At 51.6% G+C, this 24876-nt stretch carries 24 protein-coding genes; 16 read left to right on the forward strand and 8 right to left on the reverse strand.

Features of this window, described 5'->3' with window-relative positions:
- Positions 1-11: 11 nt before the first annotated feature.
- The 7 genes from DSZ37_RS06185 to spoIID all read right to left on the reverse strand — a co-directional run bounded on the left by DSZ37_RS06185 (position 12) and on the right by spoIID (position 7390).
- Complete coding sequence (locus DSZ37_RS06185) at positions 12-1136, reverse strand: glycosyltransferase (RefSeq protein WP_109726070.1); 1125 nt, start codon at positions 1134-1136, stop codon at positions 12-14.
- The gene (locus DSZ37_RS06190) at positions 1129-2280 is read right to left on the reverse strand and encodes a glycosyltransferase family 4 protein (RefSeq protein WP_109726071.1); all 1152 of its coding nucleotides are present in this window, start codon (positions 2278-2280) and stop codon (positions 1129-1131) included. The genes DSZ37_RS06185 and DSZ37_RS06190 overlap by 8 nt, the downstream gene beginning before the upstream one ends.
- A 43-nt stretch (positions 2281-2323) precedes the next feature.
- A complete protein-coding gene (locus DSZ37_RS06195) occupies positions 2324-2593 on the reverse strand; it encodes a hypothetical protein (protein WP_109726072.1) in 270 nt (89 codons plus the stop codon).
- Between the two features lie 30 nt (positions 2594-2623).
- Positions 2624-3661, reverse strand: a complete 1038-nt coding sequence (gene gmd, locus DSZ37_RS06200) for a GDP-mannose 4,6-dehydratase (RefSeq protein WP_109726073.1) — start codon at positions 3659-3661, stop codon at positions 2624-2626.
- A gap of 67 nt (positions 3662-3728) precedes the next feature.
- The gene (locus DSZ37_RS06205; protein WP_109726074.1) at positions 3729-4793 is read right to left on the reverse strand and encodes a mannose-1-phosphate guanylyltransferase; all 1065 of its coding nucleotides are present in this window, start codon (positions 4791-4793) and stop codon (positions 3729-3731) included.
- Positions 4790-6178 carry a sugar transferase gene (locus tag DSZ37_RS06210; RefSeq protein ID WP_109726075.1) on the reverse strand — a complete coding sequence of 463 codons (1389 nt, stop codon included), beginning with the start codon at positions 6176-6178 and terminating at the stop codon, positions 4790-4792. The genes DSZ37_RS06205 and DSZ37_RS06210 overlap by 4 nt, the downstream gene beginning before the upstream one ends.
- 189 nt (positions 6179-6367) lie before the next feature.
- Positions 6368-7390: a stage II sporulation protein D gene (gene spoIID, locus DSZ37_RS06215; RefSeq protein WP_109726076.1), complete on the reverse strand. Its 1023-nt coding sequence runs from the start codon at positions 7388-7390 to the stop codon at positions 6368-6370.
- Between the two features lie 129 nt (positions 7391-7519).
- Here spoIID and DSZ37_RS06220 point away from each other — a divergent pair, with 129 nt between their 5' ends.
- From DSZ37_RS06220 to DSZ37_RS06270, 11 genes are all read left to right on the forward strand, one after another.
- Positions 7520-8881 (forward strand): citrate synthase, encoded by a 1362-nt coding sequence (locus DSZ37_RS06220; protein WP_173328660.1) that lies wholly within the window; start codon positions 7520-7522, stop codon positions 8879-8881.
- Positions 8878-10215, forward strand: a complete 1338-nt coding sequence (locus DSZ37_RS06225; protein WP_109726077.1) for a hypothetical protein — start codon at positions 8878-8880, stop codon at positions 10213-10215. The genes DSZ37_RS06220 and DSZ37_RS06225 overlap by 4 nt, the downstream gene beginning before the upstream one ends.
- Positions 10216-10276: 61 nt before the next feature.
- Positions 10277-10978, forward strand: coding sequence for a response regulator transcription factor (locus DSZ37_RS06230; protein WP_109726078.1), 702 nt, complete (start codon positions 10277-10279; stop codon positions 10976-10978).
- Positions 10978-12381, forward strand: a complete 1404-nt coding sequence (locus DSZ37_RS06235) for a sensor histidine kinase (protein WP_109726079.1) — start codon at positions 10978-10980, stop codon at positions 12379-12381. The genes DSZ37_RS06230 and DSZ37_RS06235 overlap by 1 nt, the downstream gene beginning before the upstream one ends.
- 36 nt (positions 12382-12417) lie before the next feature.
- Positions 12418-13431, forward strand: a complete 1014-nt coding sequence (locus DSZ37_RS06240) for a DUF1385 domain-containing protein (RefSeq protein ID WP_109726080.1) — start codon at positions 12418-12420, stop codon at positions 13429-13431.
- The gene (gene prmC / locus DSZ37_RS06245; protein WP_242978578.1) at positions 13428-14294 is read left to right on the forward strand and encodes a peptide chain release factor N(5)-glutamine methyltransferase; all 867 of its coding nucleotides are present in this window, start codon (positions 13428-13430) and stop codon (positions 14292-14294) included. The genes DSZ37_RS06240 and prmC overlap by 4 nt, the downstream gene beginning before the upstream one ends.
- A 26-nt stretch (positions 14295-14320) precedes the next feature.
- Positions 14321-15508 (forward strand): recombinase RecA, encoded by a 1188-nt coding sequence (gene recA / locus DSZ37_RS06250; protein ID WP_109726082.1) that lies wholly within the window; start codon positions 14321-14323, stop codon positions 15506-15508.
- Positions 15508-16149, forward strand: a complete 642-nt coding sequence (locus DSZ37_RS06255) for a regulatory protein RecX (protein WP_109726083.1) — start codon at positions 15508-15510, stop codon at positions 16147-16149. The genes recA and DSZ37_RS06255 overlap by 1 nt, the downstream gene beginning before the upstream one ends.
- Position 16150: 1 nt before the next feature.
- Positions 16151-17482, forward strand: a complete 1332-nt coding sequence (rimO, locus tag DSZ37_RS06260; protein WP_109726084.1) for a 30S ribosomal protein S12 methylthiotransferase RimO — start codon at positions 16151-16153, stop codon at positions 17480-17482.
- Positions 17479-18063: a CDP-diacylglycerol--glycerol-3-phosphate 3-phosphatidyltransferase gene (gene pgsA, locus DSZ37_RS06265; RefSeq protein ID WP_109726085.1), complete on the forward strand. Its 585-nt coding sequence runs from the start codon at positions 17479-17481 to the stop codon at positions 18061-18063. Before rimO ends, pgsA begins: the two co-directional genes overlap by 4 nt.
- Before the next feature lie 28 nt (positions 18064-18091).
- Positions 18092-18478, forward strand: coding sequence for a metal-dependent transcriptional regulator (locus DSZ37_RS06270; protein ID WP_109726086.1), 387 nt, complete (start codon positions 18092-18094; stop codon positions 18476-18478).
- Between the two features lie 251 nt (positions 18479-18729).
- Here DSZ37_RS06270 and htpG read toward each other — a convergent pair whose 3' ends face one another.
- Positions 18730-20631 (reverse strand): molecular chaperone HtpG, encoded by a 1902-nt coding sequence (htpG, locus tag DSZ37_RS06275; RefSeq protein ID WP_109726087.1) that lies wholly within the window; start codon positions 20629-20631, stop codon positions 18730-18732.
- Between the two features lie 462 nt (positions 20632-21093).
- Between htpG and DSZ37_RS06280 the strand changes: the two genes are divergently transcribed.
- The 5 genes from DSZ37_RS06280 to rlmH all read left to right on the forward strand — a co-directional run bounded on the left by DSZ37_RS06280 (position 21094) and on the right by rlmH (position 24805).
- Complete coding sequence (locus DSZ37_RS06280) at positions 21094-21471, forward strand: hypothetical protein (RefSeq protein WP_109726088.1); 378 nt, start codon at positions 21094-21096, stop codon at positions 21469-21471.
- Between the two features lie 69 nt (positions 21472-21540).
- Positions 21541-21909, forward strand: coding sequence for a four helix bundle protein (locus DSZ37_RS06285; protein ID WP_109726089.1), 369 nt, complete (start codon positions 21541-21543; stop codon positions 21907-21909).
- A 49-nt stretch (positions 21910-21958) separates the two neighbouring features.
- Positions 21959-23380 carry a cysteine--tRNA ligase gene (cysS, locus tag DSZ37_RS06290; RefSeq protein ID WP_109726090.1) on the forward strand — a complete coding sequence of 474 codons (1422 nt, stop codon included), beginning with the start codon at positions 21959-21961 and terminating at the stop codon, positions 23378-23380.
- Between the two features lie 166 nt (positions 23381-23546).
- Positions 23547-24332, forward strand: a complete 786-nt coding sequence (locus DSZ37_RS06295; RefSeq protein WP_109726091.1) for an MBL fold metallo-hydrolase — start codon at positions 23547-23549, stop codon at positions 24330-24332.
- Entirely contained in the window at positions 24329-24805 is a 477-nt protein-coding gene (gene rlmH / locus DSZ37_RS06300) for a 23S rRNA (pseudouridine(1915)-N(3))-methyltransferase RlmH (protein ID WP_109726092.1), read from the forward strand. Before DSZ37_RS06295 ends, rlmH begins: the two co-directional genes overlap by 4 nt.
- Positions 24806-24876 lie beyond the last annotated feature (71 nt).

The raw sequence follows: 24876 nt of genomic DNA on the forward strand, positions 1-24876 counted from the left end.
AGTCTGCCTCCTTATTCGCTGAGTATATCGTAAAGACGTTTCTGAATGCTCTCCTCGCTGAACTCCTCAGCCACACGGACCGCGGCAGCTTTCCCCAGCTTTTCGCGGAGCTCTCTGTCTCCTGCAAGGCGGTTTATGGCTTCTGCCAGAGCCTTGGGGGACTTGGGCTTCACCGTGAGACCTGTCTTGCCGTCAAGGCTGACATATGGCACTCCCGAGGGGAGAGCGGTATTTATAACGGGTTTTCCGTAGACCATGGCTTCCAGCTGTACTATGCCGAATGCCTCGCTGGGAGCCACCGAAGGCAGCACGAATATATCGCAGTCCGCATAAGCCTGACGGAGCTCCTCATCGGGGAGAAATCCCAGAAAATGCACCTTTTCCTCCATGCCGCACTCTGCGGTATAGGCTTTCAGCTCGTCGCCCAGCTCGCCTGTGCCTGCGATGAACAGCTCGCAGCCCTTTACCCTTGTGAATGCCTTCAGCAGCACGTCTACGCCCTTATAGTAGACAAGTCTGCCCGTAAAGAACACCTTTACGCAGCTCTTGTCCGTCGCTCTTTCCGTGAGGACGGGCTTTCTCGGTACTGCAAGGTACTCCTCCGGGATTATGCCATAGGGGAGGACTCTGCATTTTTCGCTGTATTCGGGGAGGTACAGCGAATGCTTCACATGACCCTCCGTAGCTGTCAGTACAACGTCAGCCCTTTTCAGCAGATAGCGCATAAAGGGCTTGTAGAACAGCATGAGCTTTTTCTGCTTCACGATGTCGCTGTGCCATGAGACTACCACTTTCCCTTTGAAGCCCGACAGCAGCAGTGCTGCATCTGCAAGGGGAAAGGGGACGTGTATGTGTACAACGTCGGCTTTTTTCGCCATTCTGCGGAAGTGGCGGAAGAATGAGAATGACAGGGGACATGAGAAGTAAGTCCCGAGACTGCCTGCACGGGTGATATCAACACCGCGCATCTTCTCGCGTATCGTCCTGCCTCTGCCGTCGCGGCACACCAGTACTCTCACATGAACCTTTTCGTTTTTGCTCAGCTCCTCGGAATACTGGCGGATAATGGTCTCTATGCCGCCAATATGGGGATAATAAGCCTTGTTGACTTCAAGAATTTCAAGCTTTTTACTCATTTTTCAGCTCCCTGTATACCTCCATGAGCATTTCTGCGGAGCGCTTCCATGTGAAGCCCTTTGCTCTCTCAATGCCCTTTCTGCTCAGCTCCCTGCGGAGAGCCTCATCGCTCCAGAGCCTGTAAAGACCGCCTGCAATGCTTTTGGGGTCGTATGCGTCGCAGATGACCGCGCAGTCGCCTGTTACCTCGGGGAGAGAAGCCTCACCCGACGCCAGTACGGGAACTCCGCACGCCATAGCCTCCAGAGGGGGCATACCGAAGCCCTCGTAAAGTGAGGGGAAAACGAATGCCAGAGCGCCGCACATAAGGGGATTCATGTCCTCTGAGGGGACGTATTTTGTGAAGATGACCCTGTCGGTGAGTCCCAGCTTCTCCACGCGGCTGTATATGCCGTGGTCAAGCCAGCCCTTGCCGCCTGCCAGCACCAGCTTGGGAGCCTTTTCGCCTGCCTTTTTTGCAAAAGCTGCATAGGCAGTGATAAGGCGCTCCAGATTTTTTCTGGGCTCGATGGTGCCGAGGTAGAGGAAATAGTCACCCTCTATCTCAAGGGACTTCTTGACCTCGGGGATGCGCTCGGGAGTTTCGCAGGGACGGAACCTTTCAAGGTCAACGCCGCAGGGGACTACTCTTATCTTGCCCTCATGCTGAGGGAAATACTTCACTATCTCGGACTTGGAGAACTCCGAGTCCGTAACGATGATATCCGCCCTTTTCATAGAGCGCTTCAGCCCCATTTCAAGCATGAAACGGGTGCGTCCGCGGACTGTCTCGGGGAAAGCCTTGTACACCATGTCATGGACGGTGACTACCTTCTTTCCGCGGACAAAGGGCGGCACGATGTAGTTGAAAAAATGCGTTATATCTGACTTTCTGCCGAAAAAGAATGAATAGGGGACGGGCAGGAATGTGCTGGCTGCACGGTAGAGATAGCCCGAAAAGCCCGAGGTGTTCAGCTTTATGCTCTTGCCTGCGAACTTCTTTACCCTCTTTACTCTCTCGGCATCGCCGCTGGTAAAGAAGCTGTATTCGTATCTGTTTTCGGGGAAGTTTTCAGCCAGTGCCTGTGTCTGTCCCACCTCGCACCAGCCTATTCCCGTTATCTTATCGCTGCATATGGGCACAGCGTCGAAGGTTATCCTCAAATCAACTTCTCCACCTTTGAATGATATATGACTGTGTAGGTTTTTATCTGTCCGAGAGAGCGTTCATCAGTTTTGCTTCAAGGTCGGCAATGTAATTGTCGGTATCTTCGGCGGAAAAGCCGATAGTACCGAAAAATCCGCTCTTTTCTTTCCTCATGGGACGCTGACGGATCTTTTCCAGCTCGGGGAGTATCTTTGAGCTGTCCACGCCTTCCTCCGCCATCATCAGCAGAGCGTTCAGAGCATCTAGCTTAGTAAGCACATCGGTTTTGTTATAGCCGCCTTTTTCGCTTCTGAGTACCTCAGATCTCATAATACCGCCCCCTTATTGACAGCTGAAAGTTCAGCCGATTATCTCTTTTACCTTTATCTCGTTGTGTACCAGCTCAAGGTCGTTCTTTACCATACGCTCAACAAGCTGTGAGAAGTCAATCTCGCGCTTCCAGCCCAGTACCTTCTCAGCCTTTGAGGGGTCACCGAGGAGGATATCCACCTCTGCGGGACGGAAGAACTTCTTGTTTACCTTTACGATGGTCTTGCCGTTTTCCTTGTTGATACCGATCTCGTCAACGCCGCTGCCCTGCCACTGAACTTCTATGCCGACGTGCTTGAAAGCAGTCTCAACGAACTCGCGGACAGTTCTTGTCTCGTTTGTAGCGATAACGTAGTCATCGGGCTTATCCTGCTGGAGCATGAGCCACATAGCGCGTACATAGTCCTTTGAGTGGCCCCAGTCACGCTTTGAGTCCATGTTTCCGAGCTCCATGTATTCCTGAACGCCAAGCTTTATGCGGGCTGCGGCGTCTGTGATCTTACGGGTAACGAACTCTATTCCGCGGCGCTCCGACTCATGGTTGAAAAGGATGCCCGAGCAGGCGAAAAGTCCGTAGCTCTCGCGGTAGTTCTTTGTTATCCAGTGGCCGTAGAGCTTAGCAACTCCGTAGGGGCTTCTGGGGTAGAAGGGAGTAGTCTCCTTCTGGGGTATCTCCTGCACCAGACCGAACATCTCCGATGTGGAAGCCTGATAGAAGCGGGCCTCTGGCTTTACTATGCGGATAGCCTCCAGCATATTTGTAACGCCGAGAGCGTCGATGTCGGCTGTGCCGAGAGGAGTGTCCCAGCTTGTGGCAACGAAGGACTGAGCGGCAAGGTTGTATACCTCGTCAGCCTGAGATATCTTCATTGCGGAGATAAGGGACACGGGATCGGTCATATCAGCATAGATAAGATGGACTTTGTCCTTGAGGTGAGCGATGTTGCCGTAGTCAACAGTAGCCTTTCTTCTCCATATGCCGTAAACATTGTAGCCCTTTTCGAGCAGGAGCTCTGCGAGGTAAGAGCCGTCCTGTCCTGTTATACCTGTGATAAGTGCGTTTTTCATTTATATTACTCCTTTTTTGCAATTAAGCGTATATATCATACCGGAGACCTGAGCCTCCGATGTGTCATCATACCAGTTCGTCCCTGCCCTGCTCTTTAAGCTGAGCAATGACCTTTTTCACGTCTTGTGTGTTGTTCTTTGAGCAGACCAGCAGAACATCATCGGTATCAACGATGATGATGTCTCTTGTGCCCACAGCGGCAATGAGGCGCTTTCCGCCGCATACCGTGGTGCGCTTTGAGTCGATGGCGATAACGTCGCCGTCGATGAAGTTCTTGTCGTCGTCGGTCTCGTTTATGCGTTCAACAGCCAGCCAGCTTCCCACATCGTCCCAGCCGAAGCTTCCGGGGATGGTGTAGATGTGAGCTGCCTTTTCCATGATGCCGAAGTCCACTGACTCGCTTCTGAAGGCGGTGAACTCCTTCACCAGCACCTCGTTGAAGCTGTCGGTGCCGTAAGCCTGTCCTATACGCATTGCGCCCTCATAGATGTCTGGCATGAGCTCCTTCAGATTGAACATGATGGAGGATACCTTCCATACGAACATACCGCTGTTCCAGAGGTATCTTCCCGAGGCAAGGTACTCCTTGGCTGTGGGGAGGTCGGGCTTCTCGACGAAGCGCTCAACAGCGTAGACGTCGCCCTTTTCCTCCCCGAAATTGATGTAGCCGTAGCCTGTTTCGGGGTATTCGGGGGTTATTCCGATAGTGACAAGGCGCTTGCCCTTTTCGGCGGACTTTATAGCCTTTTTCAGCGTGTTGAGGTAGATGTCCTCATAGCCGATGAGGTGGTCGGAGGGGAGCACCAGCATGATGGCGTCCTCGTATTTCCTGCCGATGACCGCTGCCGCAAAGGCTATGCAGGGAGCTGTGTTCCTTGCACATGGTTCGGCAAGGATATTCTCCTTGGGTATATCGGGGAGCTGGTCAAGCACCAGCTCGGTGTATGCTGCATTGGTGACGATGAATATGTCCTCAGCCTCAACAATGGGACGGAGCCTTTTCACCGTTTTCTGTATCATGGTCTCGCCGTCCTTTGTCAGCGAAAGGAACTGCTTTGGCGTGGCGTTGCGGCTCTTGGGCCAGAAACGCTCTCCTCTGCCGCCTGCCATGATGACTGCTGTGATCTTCATCTGCTGTTCTCCTTTTTTTCTTCTGTGAACTTCGGCGCCAGAACGTTCTCGTCTAATTCGGCGTTGTTCTTTGGCGGGAAGAACATGGTCTTTATTGTCATGAGTATTATCTGAAGGTCCAGACGTATGGAGTAGTTCTCTATATACATCAGGTCCATTTTTAGCTTGTCGTAGGGAGTTGTGTCATAGGCGCCCGTTACCTGAGCATAGCCCGTAAGACCTGCCTTGACCTTGAGTCTGAAGCCGAATTCGGGCATTTCCTTCTTGTACTCCTCGGTGAGCTCGGGACGCTCGGGGCGCGGTCCTACCACGGACATATCGCCCTTGAGTATGTTGAGGAGCTGGGGGAACTCGTCCACTCTGAACTTTCTCAGTATCTTTCCCACGGGAGTTATACGCTCGTCCTCCTCGGTGGCGAGGCGCGCCTTGCCGTCCTTTTCCGCGTCAACTATCATGCTGCGGAACTTGTAGACGTAAAACTCCTTGCCGTGGAGGGTCAGGCGCTTCTGCTTGTAGAACACGGGACCGCGGTCGTAGAGCTTAACGGCTGCTGCTGCCAGTATCATGAACGGAGCCGCAGGCACAAGCGCTATCAGCGAGAATATGATATCAAAGGTGCGCTTGATGAGCTGCTGTTCAAAGTCGAGACCGTAGTTACGGCACAGCATAAGGGGAGTGTCGAAAAGACGTATATCGTCGGCTCCTCTTATTATAATATCTGATATTTTAGGGGCTATATACGCGCGTTTTGAATGCTCGAAGCAGAATTTCAGGTAATCGTTCCTCTGTTCGGCAGGGATATCGCAGATGATAGCGCCCTCGTATTTCATTATAAGCTCGCGGACCTTTTCCGCAGGCTCGGTTATGCTTATGGACTCGCAAATCATGTACTTGTCCACACGCTGGCTCATTTTCAGCACCAGTGCTGCCGCCTGATGGCTTCCGTAGATGATGACCAGCTTCCGCGGCGGATATATCATGAAGTACAGCCTGCCCGCAAGCAGGGTCCACAGGGCTATGACTCCCATATCAGCGCAGGACATGACGATAACAGGCGAAACTGCCATAAAATGTCTGCCGATGAGGCTGATGAGGAAGTACGATACCGTGTTGACACATATCATGGATATCATCTGTGAATAGAGCATATCCGTTTTCTTCAGATAGCCCAGCTTGAAGCCGCCGTAGGCTCTGAAAAACAGCCATACCAGCAGGCAGTAGATAGCAATGAGCACCCAGTTTCCTCGCCGGTAGTATGGCAGGATTATCTCCTCGCTGTAGTTTCTGTACCACACAAAGGCGAATATGCCTGTGAGCATTCCCAGAAGCAGTATGCTGGAGATAAAGGTGACAAATCTTTTATACAGGTCTTTATTTCTGTTCATAATCCTTATCCGTTGCGGTGACGGACACAGTCTCCTTATAGTTCTTTTTACTTGTTTCTTTCTACTTATTTCTTCTCAGCCGCATGAAGCGGCACAAAGTTATTATAACAAATCGTCGGAGCCGTGTCAATACGGAACAGCCGAAACGGCAATAAATGAACATCTTTTATTGCACTTTGCACAAAATGCTCATGCCGCAGTTATGGTGCAGTTCGGATAATAATGGGCAAGTATCTCACGCCAGCTGCTGCCTTCGGACGCCATTGCGTCCGCACCGTACTGGCTCATTCCCACGCCGTGGCCGAAGCCCTTGGTGGTTATGACGGCTTCATCTCCCTCGTACCGTACATCAAAGGCGGCGGAGCGGAGGTCAAGTGCGGAACGCACCTGACCTCCTGTGACGGTGCGGTCCCCGACGGAAGCTTCCAGCACTGTTCCCGAGTCGGATACCGTGAGAACGTTCAGCCAGCTTGTCATATCGTCCCCGAGGACCGCGCCGTCGAAAGCCGCTTCGAGAGCGGCTTTCAGCTCCGCCGCCGTAAAACGCCTTTCCTCGCGGAATTTCGGCGCCGTAAGGTCGGAACGGCTGTCCACCTCCACAAGGTATTCCACAGGGGAGCCCCATGCGTTTTCGGCGCTTTCGGTAAAGCCTGCCGACATGGAGTGGAACGCGGCGATTATAGGAACGTTGTCGTAGGTGAGGATATAGGGCAGGACCTCGTCTGCGGCTGCGGAAATCTTTGCGTAGTCAGTATCGAACCTGTCACCGAAGCGTTCCTTTATCTCGTCTTTGGTAAAAAAGCCCTGATATTTCGAGGTGTCGTCGGAGAAGTCGGCGCCGCACAGCTCGGGGGTGGGAGACTCCTGCTCGCGGAGGCGCTGCCGCTCGGCGTAGGTATGGGCGGCGACAGCCTGCGCCTTGAGAGCCTCCTTCCCGAATGATGCAGGCATCTCCGCGCAGACGGCTCCGATGACGTAGTCGCGGACGGATACTTCGAGTATCTGTCCGCTTTCTGTGTCCAGAACCTTGTACGGACTTGCATTGAAATCAGGCTTTTCGGCGGTGTTTTCGCCTGAAACGGCATATCCCTCCTGCTGAGTGAGGGGGACTCCCTTCACATTCGCAGGAGTCCTTTTTGTCAGGGCAGGTACAGCAGGTATGAGCGTCACAGAGACGATGAGCAGCAGAGCTGCGGCGAGATGTTTTTTCATAAGCTTCTCCTTTCGGCAAAATACACAGGAACATACGTTTTATACAATGCCTTTATATTGTAAATAACATTTGACATCACACTGAATATGGTGTATAATTAATAATGAATATGTTTTAGGAGTGTGATCATGATGCCGTCATACATTTCAGGCGCCAATATTACAGATTTATGCGGGAGACTTGCGGATAATACCGTTATCGAACCGTCTCTCTATGAAAAATATCATGTCAAGAGAGGACTTCGCAACAGCGACGGCACAGGTGTTATGGCAGGTATCACCAATATCTGCAACGTACACGGATATGTTATGAACGAGGGCGAAAGAGAGCCTATACCCGGTCAGCTCATCTACAGAGGCTACAATATAAATGACCTTGTTGAGAATGTAGAAGCCGATGACCGTTACGGCTATGAGGAGACTGCTTTTCTTCTCCTCTTCGGACATCTGCCCAATGTGAAGGAGCTCAAGACCTTCAGCTCATATATTTCGGTAAAGAGAGACCTTCCCAACGGCTTCGTTGAGGATATGATACTCAAGGCTCCTTCTAAGAATATCATGAACAAGCTTGCACGTTCCGTGCTGGCTCTGTATTCTTACGACGACGAGTGCGAAAACAAGGGGCTTGAGAACGAGATGCGGACCGCTGTCAGCCTTATCGCAAAAATGCCCGTTATCATGGCCAACGCCTATCAGGTAAAGCGCAGGGTATTCGACAACCAGAGCATGATAATGCATCCCATAAATTACGAGGAGAACACCGCTCAGTGTATACTTTCCCTCCTCCGCCCCGACAGACAGTACACCAAGGACGAGGCTCAGATGCTGGACCGTCTGCTCATGCTTCAGGCTGAGCACGGCGGCGGAAACAACTCCACCTTTACCTGCCGCGTGCTGACCTCATCGGGCACAGACCCCTATTCCGCTTACTCCTCGGCTATATGCTCCCTCAAGGGACCCCGTCACGGCGGCGCAAACCTTCAGGTCATCCATATGCTGGATAACTTCAAGGAGAACATAAAGAACTGGGAGGACGAGGGTGAGGTCGCTGACTATATGCGCAAGACCCTCCGCAAGGAGACCAACGACCATTCGGGCCTTATCTACGGCATGGGCCATGCGGTCTACACCGTTTCCGACCCCCGTGCAGTGATACTCAAGAAGAAGGCTTTCGAGCTTGCAAAGGGCAGAGAGATAGAGGCAGAATTCCGTCTCCTCGAGACCATAGAGAGACTTACTCCCGAGATATTCAAGGAGATGAAGGGCAGCACCAAGGCTATGTGTGCCAACGTGGATATGTATTCGGGTCTGGTGTACAGGATGCTGGGCATCCCCGACGAGCTGTTCACACCTCTCTTTGCAGTTGCCCGTATGGCAGGCTGGGCTGCTCACCGCATGGAGGAGATACTCACAGGCGGAAGGATAATCCGTCCCGCATACAAGGCCATCGCAAAGGAAAAGGAATACATAAAGCTCTCGGAGCGTGAATGATTTTTACGGATATGAAAAAGATATCGGCTTTTTTCACAGCCCTCATAACGGGGGCTGCGCTTACGGGCTGCACATTCGGAGCGAGCATAGATACTCTTATGGCTCCGCCGAAGCTCAGTGTCGAGCAGGAGCAGATATACTCCGCGCTGAAAAACTCCATAGGCTCGTCAATAAGCCTTAAATACCCGAAATCGGGAAAGTACCTTTCGGCGTTCATCATCGAGGATATCGACGGCGACGGCGTCAATGAGGCACTTGTCTTCTATGAGAGGAACAACCATGCCGCGGACGAAAATCCGCTGCGTATAAAGCTTCTCGAGAAAGAGGGCGACCACTGGAGCTCGGGCTATGATACGGCGGCAGCAGGCAGCGAGATCGAAAAGGTCATGATCTCGAAGCTGGGTTCAAACAACAGGATAAACATCATCATCGGAACCAGCATGATAAACCGTTCCGAGAAGAATGTTTCCATATATAACTGCGTTGACGGAGTTCTTGAGGAACCCACGTTCTCCGACTCATACGCATTCATCGACGTCAAGGACCTCGATATGGACGGTGAGATGGAGTTCCTGCGCCTCACGTCAGCCTCGGGCGGAGAGCCTGCGGCGGCAGAGGCTTATAAGCTGGACGAGGACGGCATCTACCACAGGGCGTTCCAGCCCCTCAGCGGAAGCTTCACCGAGTTCGACAACATAAGCTACGGCAAGGTGGGAAGCGTCAAGACAGGGCTCTACATCGACGCTGTTTCGGGCACAGGCTCAATACAGACCGATGTTGTATACATGGACGACGGCATGCTGCACAAGGTGTTCGCCACCCCCGAGGAGTCGGAGGCTACTATCCGTCCCGCAGGCTGTACCTGCTTCGACGTTGACGGCGACGGAAGCCCCGAGATACCACTCCAGTCAGTTGCTCCCGGATACGAGGTATATGAGGAGGGCGAACAGCTCAGGCTCACCGACTGGATGCAGGTAAATGACGACTTTCAGCTGGAGAGGCACTATACCTCCTATTACAGCGTAACTGACGGATATATCTTCCTTTTTCCCGAAAAATGGGAGGGAAAGGTCTCGGTCAAGCGCGATATCGTCAACGATGAGATAGTGTTCTGCACCTACGGCGATGAGGGCATGGGCAGAGAGCTGCTCCATATTTTCTGCGCCGAGGATCAGCCATCCAGAGATGACAGAATATCGGGAGGATATATGCTCATGCACACCAAGGGAGAGTCCTCATATCTCGCCTATATACCGCCGGACTCCGATGCAGAGGACGACGGACTTTCCATCACTGCGGGCGAAGCCGCGGTGGGATTCAGATTCAGAGACTGACCACGCAGCCGAATGCTGCTGATATAACAGGAAACTCACACAAAAAGGAGTGGAAAAACCGATGAAACGTATACTTATCTGCGAGGACGAGGACACTATCCGCGAATTCGTGGTCATAAACCTCAAGCGTGCAGGCTATGACGTTGTGGACGTCAACTGCGGAGAGGCTGCGCTCAAGACCTTTGAGACCGAGCACGGCAACTTCGATATCGTCCTCCTCGATATAATGATGCCCGGTATCGACGGCTTTACCGTGTGCAAGAAGATACGCGAGAAAAGCTCTACCATAGGCATTATCATGCTCACCGCAAGAACTCAGGAGATGGACAAGGTGAGCGGACTTATGATAGGCGCCGATGACTATATCACCAAGCCCTTCTCACCCTCTGAGCTCACTGCGAGAGTTGACGCTATTTACCGCCGCGTCTGCATGAGCTTCATCAAGAACGAGAAGCAGTCTGTCATAGAAAGCGGTCCCTTCGTGCTGAACCTCAAGAGCCGCACCGTCACCAAGAACGGCGAGCAGATAGAGCTCACACAGGTGGAGTACCAGATACTGGAATTCTTCATGAACAACAAGAACACCGCCCTCGACCGTGCAAGCATACTCAACCATATCTGGGGCGAGAGCTACTACGGCGATGATAAGATAGTCGATGTAAATATCAGACGTATCAGAATGAAGATAGAGGAAGAGCCCTCAAACCCCAAGTACATCATTACTATCTGGGGCTACGGCTATAAATGGAATGATATGCAGTAATGGCTAAAAAGAGTATCACAAAGCGCTGGATATTCAACAACCTCGGCGTTGTAGTGCTGGCGCTCCTCGTCATAGACATGGTCATTGTCTATGCGATACAGAATTATTTCTACAGCTCTGCAAGGCAGTACCTCGTCTCGAAGCTTAACGCCGTTACCAGCGTCCTGAGTATGTATTCGCAGGACAGCTCGGCGAATTTCTCCGCAGAGATGAGAAATATGCTGGAAAACTTCAACGAGAAGGACAAGATAGAGCTGATGGCTGTAAACTCCAAGGGAAGAGTGGTTCTCACCTCCTCGGGATTTACTCCCGATGCCGATGACCCCATGCCCGACTATCAGGAGGCTCTCGAAAAGAACGAGGGCTATCATGTGTACAGGATGGTTAGCGGCGAGAAGGTGCTGGCAGTATCCGTGCCCATAAACTCCATGAGCAACGAGTACAGCGCCGTCAGGATGGTCACCTCCCTTACGGATATAGACAACACCATAAAGACCTATACGGCGGCAGTCACCATAGTCTGCCTTATAATAATCCTCATCATCATCATAACGGGCCTTTACTTTGCGGGCTCCATCGTCCGTCCCATAAGGCAGATAAGCGGTATTGCCCGAAAGTATGCCATGGGCGACTTTACAACCCGTATCGACAACGACAGCGATGACGAGATAGGCGACCTGTGTACCGCCATAAACAATATGGCTGACGAGCTGTCTACCGCCGAGGCTATGAAGAATGAGTTCATATCGTCGGTGTCCCATGAGCTGAGAACTCCTCTCACCGCTATCAAGGGCTGGGCGGAGACCCTCATGATAGACGGCGGCGGAAGCCCCGATACCATGAAGAAGGGCGTCGGCGTCATCGTCAATGAGACAGAGCGTCTTTCACAGATGGTAGAGGAGCTCCTTGACTTCTCCCGTATGCAGAACGGTCATTTCACCCTCCAGAACGCCAATATGGACATTCTGGCGGAGCTGGGCGACGCCGTGCTCATATACAGTGACAAGGCAAGGCGCGAGAACAAGCAGATAATCTACGATGAGCCCGAGATGCTGCCATTCGTATACGGCGACAAGAACCGCATCAGACAGGTGTTCATCAATGTTATAGACAACGCGGTGAAGTACTCCTCGGACGGGGATACGGTCACCATAAAGGCTTACGAAAAGGGAGACAGCGTTATCGTTTCCGTAGCCGATACTGGCTGCGGAATAAAGCAGTCCGACCTTGCAAAGGTAAAGACGAAATTCTACAAGGCTAACCACACTCGCCGCGGCTCGGGCATAGGTCTCGCAGTTGCGGACGAGATAATCAGTATGCACGGCGGCTCAGTCGATATCGACAGCGAGGGCGAGGGAAAGGGGACTACCGTTACTATCACTCTCCCTGCCGTAAAGCAGTAAGGCACACTGCATTGCCAATTTCAACAAGGTGGAAAAATGAGTAAAAACAACAGTTCACAGGAAAAATTCAAGTCCAAGATAGGCGGACAGGCGCTTATCGAGGGCATAATGATGCTGGGACCCAATACGGGTGCAATGGCTTGCCGTCTCCCCGACGGTACCATTGACCTTGAGACATGGGACGAGAATAACGGAAAGGGCGCTCCGTGGTACAAGAAAACTCCTCTTGTAAGGGGCTGCACCAACTTCGTGACCTCACTGGTCAAGGGCTATAAGTATATGATGAAGTCTGCGGAAAAACAGATGCCCGATGACGACGAGGAAGATGACAAGAAAAAGAAGAACAGGACCGAAGCTGCTGCCGCCGATACGGCTGTGACCGCTCCCGCAGAGTCGGAAGCAAAGACAGTTTCCGATAAAAAAGAGGGCGGCGCAGGAGATATCATCATGTATCTGGGCATTATAATAGGAGTTGCCATTGCTATCGGTCTTTTCGTGTTCCTGCCCAAGTGGCTCGTGGGACTTATCCCCGCTATCAAGGAGCACAGGATACTCCGCTCTCTCCTTGAGGGCATCGTCAAGATAGTCCTTTTCGTGTCCTATATGTGGGTAGTCAGCCTTACAAAGGATATAAAAAGGCAGTATATGTACCACGGCGCAGAGCATAAGACCATAGCCTGCCATGAGGCGGAGCTTCCCCTGACAGTGGAGAACGTCCGCAAGCAGACACGCTTCCACAAGCGCTGCGGCACCAGCTTCATATTCATAGTGCTGATAATCAGCATACTGGTAATGTGCCTTGTGCCTTTTACCGTAACATGGCAGAGAATAGTGGCTTCACTTGCTCTGCTCCCCGTAGTTGTGGGACTTTCCTACGAGTGCATAAGACTTGCCGGAAACAACGACAACGTCTTCACAAGGATACTGTCCGCCCCCGGACTGGCTATGCAGCGCATAACCACCCGTGAGCCCGATGACAGCATGATAGAGATAGCTATTGCGGCTATGAAGCCCTGCATCCCCGAGAATAAGGAGGAGGACAGGTGGTGAGCCGCGGCGAGCTCTTTGCACAGGTCCGCAGCCTTATCGCCCGACGCGATGAGGAGACTGCCGATTTCGATACAAACTGTATCTTTCAGGACCTTCTGGGAGAGCGCAATCCAATGTTCGCACCGAAAATGCCCGTTCCCGCGGAAAAGGCGGCTGAGATACTCGCCCTTGCAGAGCGCAGGGCTCAGGGCTATCCTCTTCAGTACCTGCTGGGACAGTGGGAGTTCTGGGGCTGCCAATTCAAGGTGGGAGAGGGAGTGCTCATACCTCGTCCCGATACCGAGACTCTGGTGGAGCAGGTCCTTGACATCTGCCGCAGAGAGGGACTGAGAGCCCCAAAAATAGCCGACCTTTGCAGCGGAAGCGGCTGTATAGCCGTTGCTCTGAAAAAGGAGCTCCCAGACGCGGAGGTCTACGCTGTGGAGCTGTCAGAAAAGGCATTCATTTATCTAAGACAGAATACGCAGCTCAACGGCTGCGGTGACATACATATTATAAAGGGAGATGTGCTGAAACGGGAGACCGCCCGTTCCCTCATGGGACTGGATATACTGGTCAGCAATCCCCCATACCTCACTTCAAAGGATATGAGCGAGCTCATGACCGAGGTCACATACGAGCCTGCGGAGGCGCTTTTCGGCGGCGAGGACGGTCTCGGCTTTTACAGAGCCCTTACTCAGCTCTGGAAGATATCCGTGAAGGAGGGCGGCTTCATCGCCTATGAATTCGGCATGGGTCAGCATGAGGACGTAAAGAGAATACTGGAAGAAAACAGCTTCACCGATGTGGAGCTGAGACAGGACGGCGGAGGTATCATCAGAACTGCCGCCGCAAGGAATATAATAGTAAACAGACCTGCGTGATGCAGGCAGGACAGGAGGAAATCACAATGGCTAAGAAGGAACTTGCTAAAAAGCCTACCGTTGTGAGAGTTACTACGAAAGAGGACAAGAAGACCGCTCTTGAGGGTGCTCTCAAGCAGATAGAAAAGAAGTACGGCGCAGGCGCTGTTATGCGTCTGGGACAGACCAAGACCCTCAACGTTGATGCTATCCCCACAGGCTCCATGACACTGGACATGGCGCTGGGTATAGGCGGCGTCCCCAGAGGACGTATCGTTGAGATATACGGTCCCGAGAGCTCGGGTAAGACCACCGTTGCTCTCTCCATCGTGGCTCAGGCTCAGAAGGCAGGCGGCGAGGCTGCTTTCATCGACGTTGAACACGCCCTCGACCCCGTGTACGCACAGGCTCTCGGCGTCAATATCGACGACCTCCTCGTTTCACAGCCCGACAGCGGTGAGCAGGCTCTGGAGATCGCGGAGGCTCTTATCCGTTCCGGCGCCATCGATGTAATAGTTCTCGACTCTATCGCTGCTATGACTACCCGTGCCGAGATCGACGGCGAAATGGGCGACCTCCATGTAGGTCAGCTTGCCCGCCTTATGTCTCAGGCTATGAGAAAGTTGACGGCGGCTATATCCAAGTCCAACTGTGTAGCCATTTTCATCAACCAGATCCGTGAGAAGATCGGCGTTATGTACGGAAACCCCGAGACTACCCCCGGCGGACGCGCTCTGAAGTTCTATTCATCTGTCCGTATCGAGGTAAGAAAGGGCGAGGTCATCAAGTCGGGTACAGACGTAATCGGCGCCTGCACACGCTGCAAGATAGTAAAGAACAAGGTGGCTCCTCCTTTCAAGGAGTGCGAGTTTGATCTTATGTACGGTACGGGAATTTCCCGTACGGGCGAGGTGCTTGACCTTGCCGTTGACCTTGACATCATCAAGAAGGGCGGTTCATGGTTCAGCTATAAGGATCAGAAGCTGGGACAGGGACGCGACAACGTCAAGGAGCTCCTCCAGAACGACGAGAACCTCATGAAGGAGATCGAGGAGCAGATACTTGCGCGCAAGGACGAGCTGAAGGCTGCTGCTCCCAAGAAGGGCAAGAAAGACGCCGAAAGTGCAGTTCCCGCTGCTGCCGAGAAGTCTTCTGCTGAGGACGGCGGCGCAAACGACGACGTTCTTGCAAACTTCGATGAGAACTTTGAGGAGTTCACACCTGCTGAGGAATAATGAAGATACTATCGGTCAAACGATACAAGGGCTCTACCTTTGAGGCAGAGCTGGATGACGGGAGAAAGCTCTATCTCCATGCGGACATCATCACCGATTTCGGTATCCGTTCGGGCATGGAGACCGACCGCGACACCCTGAGAAAGATAATCTACGCCTCCAACTTCCGCAGAGCCTATCAGAGGGCGCTGTACCTGCTGGATTACAGGGACTACACCTACAAGGAAATGCTGGGGAAGCTGGTGGATAACTATAAAAGCGAGACGCTCTGCACGGCAGTCATGAAAAGGCTCACCGAGCACGGCTTCATCGACGACGAGAGATATGCCGAGCGTATGGCGCGAAAGCTGGTGGAGTCAAAGCACTACGGCTTCCGCCGCTCAAAAAGAGAGCTGATGCAGAAGGGGATAAGCGAGTTTATCGCCGAGGACGCTCTTGAGCCCTACGCCGACAGGTTCCGCGAGAACCTCGACGAGCTTCTGCGGACAAAACACTCACGCTATCTGACAGACCGTGAGGACAGAAAATCAATTGAAAAGGTCAAGAACGCTCTTGTGAGATACGGCTACGACTATACAGACATAAACCGCGCCGTTAAGGATTACTTCGAGAACGTATCTGACCCCGAGGAGGAAAACTGATATGGCGATCAAGGTGGGAATGGTTTCTCTTGGCTGTTCAAAGAACCTTGTTGATTCGGAGCGTATGCTCTACAAGCTCAGAAGTCACGGCTATCAGCTGGTGACAGAGCCCGGACTTGCCGATGTGGCAGTCGTGAATACCTGCGGCTTCATAAAGTCTGCAAAGGAGGAGGCTATCGACACCATTCTTGAGCTGGGCAAGCTCAAGGAGGAGGGCACCCTCAAAAAAATAATCATCACAGGCTGCCTCGTTGAGAGGTATAAGGAGGAGGCTGCGGAGCAGTTCCCCGAGGCAGACGCTGTTATCGGCATAGGAAATACCAAGGACATCGTTGACGTCCTCGACCACGTTCTTGAGGGCGAGAGGTACGTCTGTTTCGCGCCCAAACTGGACGCGGAGCTCAGCGGAGAGAGAGTCATCTCAACTCTGCCCTTCTTCACATATCTCAAGATAGCCGAGGGCTGCTCCAACTGCTGTACCTACTGCGCTATCCCCATGATAAGAGGAAAGTTCCGCAGTGTACCAATGGAGGATATACTCAAAGAAGCTCGCTATCTCGCAGAGAACGGCGTTACCGAGCTGGTGGTCATCGCTCAGGATACCGCTCAGTACGGAAAGGACCTCTACGGCGAGCAGAAACTCCCCGAGCTTCTCAGCGAGCTGTGCAGGATCGAAGGATTACGCTGGATACGCACTCTTTACTGCTATCCCGAGCGCATTACCGACGAGCTCCTCGATGTTATCGCAAGAGAGGATAAGCTGGTGAAGTATCTGGAGATACCCATTCAGCACTGCAACGGCGATATTCTCAAGCGCATGAACCGCTGGGGAGATACCGAAAAGCTGGAGGAGCTGTTCAGGCATATCCGCGAAAAGGTCCCCGGTATCATCCTCAGGACCACCCTCATAACTGGCTTCCCCGGAGAGACCGAGGAGCAGTTCGAGGAGCTGGCTGAGTTCGTGAAGAGAGTCCGCTTTGACAGGCTGGGCTGCTTCGCATATTCCCGTGAGGAGGGCACAAGGGCTTACGATATGCCCGATCAGATAGATGAGGAGACCGCTTCTCACCGCGCTGACATAATTATGGAGCAGCAGATGCTCATCAGCTGCGAAAACAACGAAAAACTTATGGGCGCGGAGCTCACCGCTGTGGTGGAGGGCTTCGACAGGTTCGGCGAGTGCTGGTTCGGAAGAACTCCCCTCGACGCACCCGATATCGACGGAAAGGTGTTCTTTACGTCCGAAACGCCACTTGAGATCGGTGAATACGTCACTATCAGGATCACCGATACCCTTGATTACGACCTTATAGGAGAGGTGATAAGCAAATGAATCTGCCAAATAAGCTGACCCTTCTCAGAGTCATACTTATTCCGTTTTTCCTGCTGTTTATGTATATCAGCATACCGTTCCACTACGGTATCGCGCTGGTAATATTCGCGGCGGCTTCCATCACGGACGCCCTCGACGGAAAGATAGCAAGAAAGCGCAATCTTGTAACTAACTTCGGAAAATTCCTCGATCCCCTTGCCGATAAGGTGCTTGTCATTGCAGCACTTACGGTATTTGTGGAGCTCTCAGAGGTGAACATGGGCGCGATACCGCTCATAATCATCACCGCAAGAGAATTTATGGTGTCGGGACTGAGACTTCTCGCCGCAAACAGCGGTGTGGTCGTTGCTGCAGGTATCTGGGGCAAGCTCAAGACCGCCTTTACTATGGTAGCTATCGTGGCTATACTGTTCTGGCTGTGTCTCTGCTTTGATTTCGGTATAGACTTCCCCGACGGCTTCAGGAACGCTGTTGACAATATCCTCGTTCCCGTTCTGGTATGGATATCCACCGTACTCACCGTTATTTCGGGAGCAGTCTATCTCAAGGGCTACTGGCACCTTATCGACTCCGATAAATGATCCATTGTATTTCTGAAAGGAGTAAAATATGAAACACTGTGCAGGTCAGATAAAATATCTGGTTGCAATAAAGGAACTGTCCGATACAGAGGAATACGTCCGCTGTGTAACCATATCCCGTCATCTGGGAGTTTCCAGACCCAGCGTCAGCAAGATGCTCAGGTGTCTGGCGAACTGCGGATATGTGTATGAGGATTTCTGCAACAGCGTGGTACTCACTCCCGAGGGCGAAAAGGCAGTTGACGAGATATTCGCCTCATTCAACGAGGTGTATATGTTCTTCCACAAGTTCCTGAAGCTCTCCAAGGAGGAGGCTCACGAGCAGGCGATAAAGTTCATTACGGACTTTCCGCAGGATACCTGCGAGCGCCTGAAAGGCATAGTTAAGCGCACACTGAGAAAAAAGAGCGCATAAGTAAATCAGGATTTTGCAAAGCAAAATCCTGATTTTAGCCATTAGCCCTTAGCCGTTAGCATAATGCAGGGGCGGATATTATCCGTCCGATAATAAAGCGGCGAAGCCGCTTCCTGATGGCTGATTGCTAAAGGCTGATAGCTTTGGAATTTATTCAAATAAACAAAATGCCCCTGAGTGTTACAAAACACTCAGGGGCAGATCTTTTATGTGGGTATACGGCTTATGTGTACCGCTTTTTATGTCACAGCTTACATAAGCTCGCAGATGAGATTTGAGAACTCTACGGGGTCCTCTATGCTCATGCCCTCAATAAGGAGCGCCTGATCGTAGAGGAGCTTTGCGTACTTGCCGATCTTATCCTTGTCTCCGCCCTCGCTGAGTGACTTCAGCTTGCCGAAGATCTCGTGATCGGGATTGATCTCGAGAACGCGCTGTGCGTGTACCTTCTGGTCAGTTGGCATGGAGTTGAGGACCTTCTCCATCTCCAGTGATATCTCGCCCTCACTTGTAAGGCAGACAGGGTGGGATTTAAGTCTCTGTGAGAGAGCTACCTTTGTTACCTTGCCGTCCAGAGCCTCCTGAAGCTCCTTGAGCAGGTCTGCGCTCTCCTCCTCCTTAGCCTTGAGCTCCTCCTTCTTTTCGGGAGTGTCAAGACCCAGATCGTCTGCGGATACGGACTTGAATTCCTTGTCCTTGTACTTCATCAGGGACTTTATTGCGAATTCGTCGATATTGTCTGTGAGGTAGAGTATCTCGAAGCCGTTGTCCTTGACAAGCTCTGTCTGAGGCAGCTGCTCGATACGGGCTGCGCTCTCGCCTGTTGCGTAGTAAATGTACTTCTGATCCTCGCGCATTGCGGTAACGTACTCGTCAAGAGTAACAAGCTTCTGCTCGTTTGATGAAGTGAACATCAGCAGGTCCTGAAGCTTTTCCTTGTTCATGCCGAAGTCGCTGTAAATACCGTATTTGATCTGTAAGCCGAATGCCTTCCAGAACTCCTCATACTTCTCACGCTCGTTCTTGAGCATCTTTTTCAGCTCGTTGCTGATAGTCTTTTCTATGCTCTTTGCAATGACTTTCAGCTGTCTGTCGTGCTGGAGCATCTCACGGGAGATATTCAGAGACAGGTCCTCGGAGTCCACAAGACCCTTTACGAAGCTGAAATAGTCGGGGAGCAGGTCTGCGCACTTGTCCATGATGAGGACGCCGTTTGAGTAGAGCTGGAGCCCCTTTTCGTACTCCTTTGAGTAGAAATCAAAGGGAGCCTTTGAGGGGATATAGAGCAGAGCGTTGTATGAAGGCATCTCATTGCTGATATGAGCATACTTCAGAGGCTCGTTGTAATCAAAGAACTTCTCTGTGTAGAAGTGCTTGTAGTCCTCCTCCTTGAGCTCGTTTTTGTTCTTCTTCCAGAGGGGCACCATGCTGTTGAGGGTCTCAACTTCGATGTAGTCCTCATATTCAAGGGGCTTGTTAGCTGCCTTGTCCTCCTCTGACTGCTCCTTGGGACGGCTGTGTGATACCTCCATCTTGATGGGGAAGCGGATATAGTCGGAGTACTTTGTGATGAGGGACTTTATTCTGTACTGGTCGAGGAACTCTGTGTAGTTCTCGTCGTCGGTGTCGTCGAGGAGCTCCAGTATGATCTCCGTACCTGCGGACTTCTTGTCGGCTTCTGTGATGGTGTAGCCGTCAACGCCTTCAGACTCCCACTGGTAAGCCTTGTCGCTGCCGTAAGCCTTGGAGATAACGGTGACCTTCTTTGCTACCATGAATGCGGAGTAGAAGCCTACGCCGAACTGACCGATTATCTGGTTATCTTCCTCCAGCTTGTTCTCGTTCTTGAACTTGAATGAGCCGCTGTTTGCGATAGTACCGAGGTTGTTTTCCAGCTCTTCCTCAGTCATGCCGATACCGTTATCGGATATTTTGAGGGTGCGGCTGTCCTTGTCGGCGGATATCCAGATTGCGAAATCGTCTTTATTGAGGCCGACCTTGTCGTCGGTGAGTGATTTGAAATACAGCTTATCGATAGCGTCGCTGGCGTTGGAGATAAGCTCACGGAGGAATATCTCCTTATGAGTATAGATCGAGTGGATCATCATATCGAGAAGTCTTTTGGACTCTGCTTTGAACTGTTTGGTTTCCATTTATAACATCTCCATAGTAGAATTAGCACTCTATCTCTTAGAGTGCTAAAACAAGTATATAACTTTTACAGGTACAAAGTCAAGGGGGAGAGAAAATGTTTACAATTTGTTCATATTTGTGCTGCCCATTTTCAGCCTTGACAAAACCCTGCACTTTGGTATATAATAGTGATTAGTGGTCGGTGCGTAGTGCATAGTTATGCGGCTGACCGGCAATAATCAAAAGGCGTAGCAGTCAGAGTAGCTTTTCTGCGGATGTCCAGAGAGTGTGCGGTCGGTGTGAGCACATGGTCGGGATAAGTGAAGTGCGGCTGTCAGCTTCGGCAGGGAAGCGCGTTTGCGTGTGTATCTGACGGCGTTTCGTCCGCGTTAAGGATAAGATGAGTTCAAGACGGAGTGGGAACGAGCATCTGCGCCTCCGAGGTATACCCTCGGGGGCTTTTGTATTGTAAGGAGGCGGAGATGAATATAATAAAATATCCCTCTGACGAGGCTTTCGACGAGGCTATGAAGTACGACAGCAGGCTTCTCGGAGCTGTCAGCCTTGACGGCACCACAGCCTATGTGGGCGCGGCAGAGACCGTGGGCGACCATATCGCACTTCTTGAAGCTGTGGGTGAGGAGAGTCCCTCGGGATTTTTCAGGCTCAGCTTCGACAGTATCACCGCGGACTGGACCTTCTCCTGTCCCAAGAGCTACAAGGGAATAGTGCAGGATAATGACCGCATGGGAGCCTATTACCGCGACGGACTCCGCATTATCCCCGAATTTCTTGTAATGCTGGGCTATTTCTCAAAGCTGAAAATAAAAAATCCACCGCCCGAGATATGGGAATTCTGAATGAGTTGAGAGTTGAGAATTGAAAGTTGAGAGTTTCAAACTCGCGTTCAACAGTCGGGAGTGAAAGACATGAGTAATAGCATTGTCGGTGAAAAGAGTTTCAGATTTGCCGTGAGAACAGTAAATCTGTATAAATATCTTTATGAGAAGAAAGAATACGTTCTGTCACGTCAGATATTAAGGAGCGGAACGAGTATAGGTGCTAATATCAGTGAGGCGTTGGAAGCACAGAGCGACAAGGATTTCCTTTCAAAAATGTGCATAGCTCTGAAGGAGACTGCTGAGACCATTTACTGGCTTCGGTTGCTGCATGAGACGGAATATATCACAGATATTCAGTTCACATCAATGAACAGGGATGCCTGCGAATTAAAGGCGATCCTTTCATCAATAATAAAAACCAAAAGATCGAGGATGGAGAGCGGCGAGGACGAATAACTCTCAACTCTCAATTTTCAACTTTCAACTTTTGATCGGAGGAAAAAGTATGCAGTTATATAACTCATTATCACACAAAAAGGAAGAATTCGTGCCCAATGTGGAGGGCAAGGTAAATATGTACACCTGCGGACCTACCGTATATCACTACGCCCACATCGGCAACCTGAGAAGCTACATCATGGAGGATATACTGGAGAAGGCTCTCCGCTTCGAGGGCTATGAGGTCAACCGCGTTATGAACATCACCGACGTAGGCCACCTCACCAGTGACGGCGACACAGGCGACGACAAAATGCTCAAGGGCGCAAAGCGTGAGCACAAGACCGTCATGGAGATAGCAAAGTTCTACACAGACGCATTCTTTGCCGACTGCGAAAAGCTCAACATCAAGAAGCCTGATACAGTAGTTCCCGCAACTACTTATATAGACGAGTTCATCCGCGTTATCAGCACCCTTATGGACAAGGGCTATGCCTATGAGGCAGGCGGAAACATCTACTTCGACACCTCAAAGCTGGAGAAGTACTACGTTTTCAACGATTTCAACGAGGAGGACCTTGCAGTCGGCGTCCGCGAGGGCGTTGAAGCTGACGAGAACAAGCGCAACAAGGCTGACTTCGTTCTCTGGTTCACCAAGTCAAAGTTCGACGATCAGGAGCTCAAATGGGACAGCCCGTGGGGCGTTGGCTATCCCGGCTGGCACATCGAGTGCTCATGCATAAGCATGAAGAATAACGGCGAGTATCTCGATATCCACTGCGGCGGCATCGACAACGCTTTCCCTCACCATACCAACGAGATAGCGCAGTCTGAGGCTTATCTGGGACACAAGTGGTGCAACTACTGGTTCCATGTGCTTCACCTCAACACCAACAGCGGCAAGATGAGCAAGAGCAAGGGCGAGTTCCTGACAGTATCCCTTCTTGAGGAGAAGGGCTATAAGCCTGTGGTATACCGCTTCTTCTGCTTACAGTCCCATTACAGGAAGTCACTGGTGTTCACATGGGAGAACCTCGATAATGCTGTTGTGGCTTACAACAAGCTCATCGAGAAGATAGCTCCGCTTACAAAGGACAGCGCAGGCGATATCGACAAGGCTGAATACGACCGCCTTATGCAGAGCTTCAGAGATGCTCTTGACAACGATATCAATACCGCTATGGCTATTACAGTCGTATATGATGTTCTGAAGTCTAAGGCAAACGCCGCAACAAAGCTGGCTCTTATCGGCGAGTTCGACAAGGTGCTGGGACTTGACCTCATTGCCAATGCAAAGGAGCTTGCAGACAATGCGGATTCCGTTTCCGATGATATACCCGATGAGGTCCTTGAGCTTGTGGAGCAGCGCAAGGCTGCACGCAAGGACAAGAACTTCGCCCTCGCAGACGAGCTCCGCGACAAGATAGCAGCTCTGGGCTACGAGGTAAAGGAGACCCGTCAGGGCACTGAAATTAATAAGATCAATTAATAGTTCTGTGACTGAATGCATAATGCTGAATGCATAATTCATAATTAAAGTTTTTGCCTTATGGCAGATAGTATTGATCTTGTAAACAGGTCGGCGTAAGCCGACACATCAATTAAGCATTATGCATTATGAATTATGAATTAAAAAACTGAACGGAGAATATCCAATGGCAAGACTCTATCCCCTTTTCAGCTCCAGCAAGGGCAACTCCTCATTTATCGGAACTGAAAAAGGCGGTATACTCATAGACTGCGGCGTAAGCTTCAGACGGCTCTGCACTGCTCTGGAGGTGAACCACATACCTCTAAGCGCCGTGCAGGGGGTGTTCATCACCCATGAGCATTCCGACCATATCGCAGGTCTGGCTATGCTCACAAAGAAAACAGGTATGCCCGTATACGGGCAGAAGCGCACCCTGCAAAGGCTGTGCGACGGCAACAAGATAGCGGTGAACTCTCCCGTTATAGATATGACGGGAAAGACCATAAGCTGCGGCGGCAGTGAGGTGAGCTGCTTCAACACTCCCCATGACGTCATACAGAGCTGCGGCTACCGCATACACACCTCCGACGACAAGTACTGCGCCGTATGCACGGACTTGGGCCACGTCACACAGGAGGTGGACGAGGCTCTGACGGGCTGCCGAATGGTGCTCATCGAAGCCAATTACGATGACTATATGCTCCGCACGGGACCCTATCCGCTGTACCTGAAAGAGAGGATACTCTCTGTGAACGGTCATCTCTCTAACGATGACTGCGCCGTGCAGGTGGGCAGGCTCATAGAGCGGGGGACTACACATTTCCTGCTGGGACACCTCAGTCAGGACAATAACCGTCCGCAGCTTGCGGACAGCACCGTGCAGCGAAGCCTTGACAGGTTCGCAAGGGGCAGGGACTACCTCCTCGGGGTGGCTCCTGTAGAAACTCAGGGAGGAGCAGTTATTTTCTGATGAATATTGTACTTATCGCTGTCGGAAAGCTGAAAGAGGACTACCTCCGCAGCGCCTGCGGAGAATACATAAAGCGTCTGGGAAGATACTGCACCTTTGAGCTCCATGAGCTGGATGAGTGCAGACTGGGGGACAACCCCTCCGAGAAGGAGATAGCTGCCGCACTGAAAAAGGAAGCCGAGCAGATAAAGCGCTATGCCAAGGGCATGATAGTACCCATGTGCATAGAGGGAAAGCAGCTCACAAGCCCCGAGCTGTCGGAGAAGATAACCGAGGCAGGCGTCAGCGGTCAGAGCACCGTCACATTCATTATCGGAAGCTCATTCGGTCTCGACCCCGAGATAAAGTCCATGGGCAGCCTCAGACTCTCCATGTCTAAAATGACCTTCCCTCACCAGCTTGCAAGGGTCATGCTGCTGGAGCAGATATACCGTGCATTCCAGATAGCTGAGGGCGGAAAATACCATAAGTGACAAAAACGGACCAAAAAGGTCCGTTTTTTGCATTATACCGACAAACGAGCACCTCTGCACTTGACAGTGCA

Source organism: Ruminococcus flavefaciens (assembly GCF_900116855.1).
Lineage (GTDB): Bacteria > Bacillota > Clostridia > Oscillospirales > Ruminococcaceae > Ruminococcus > Ruminococcus flavefaciens_R.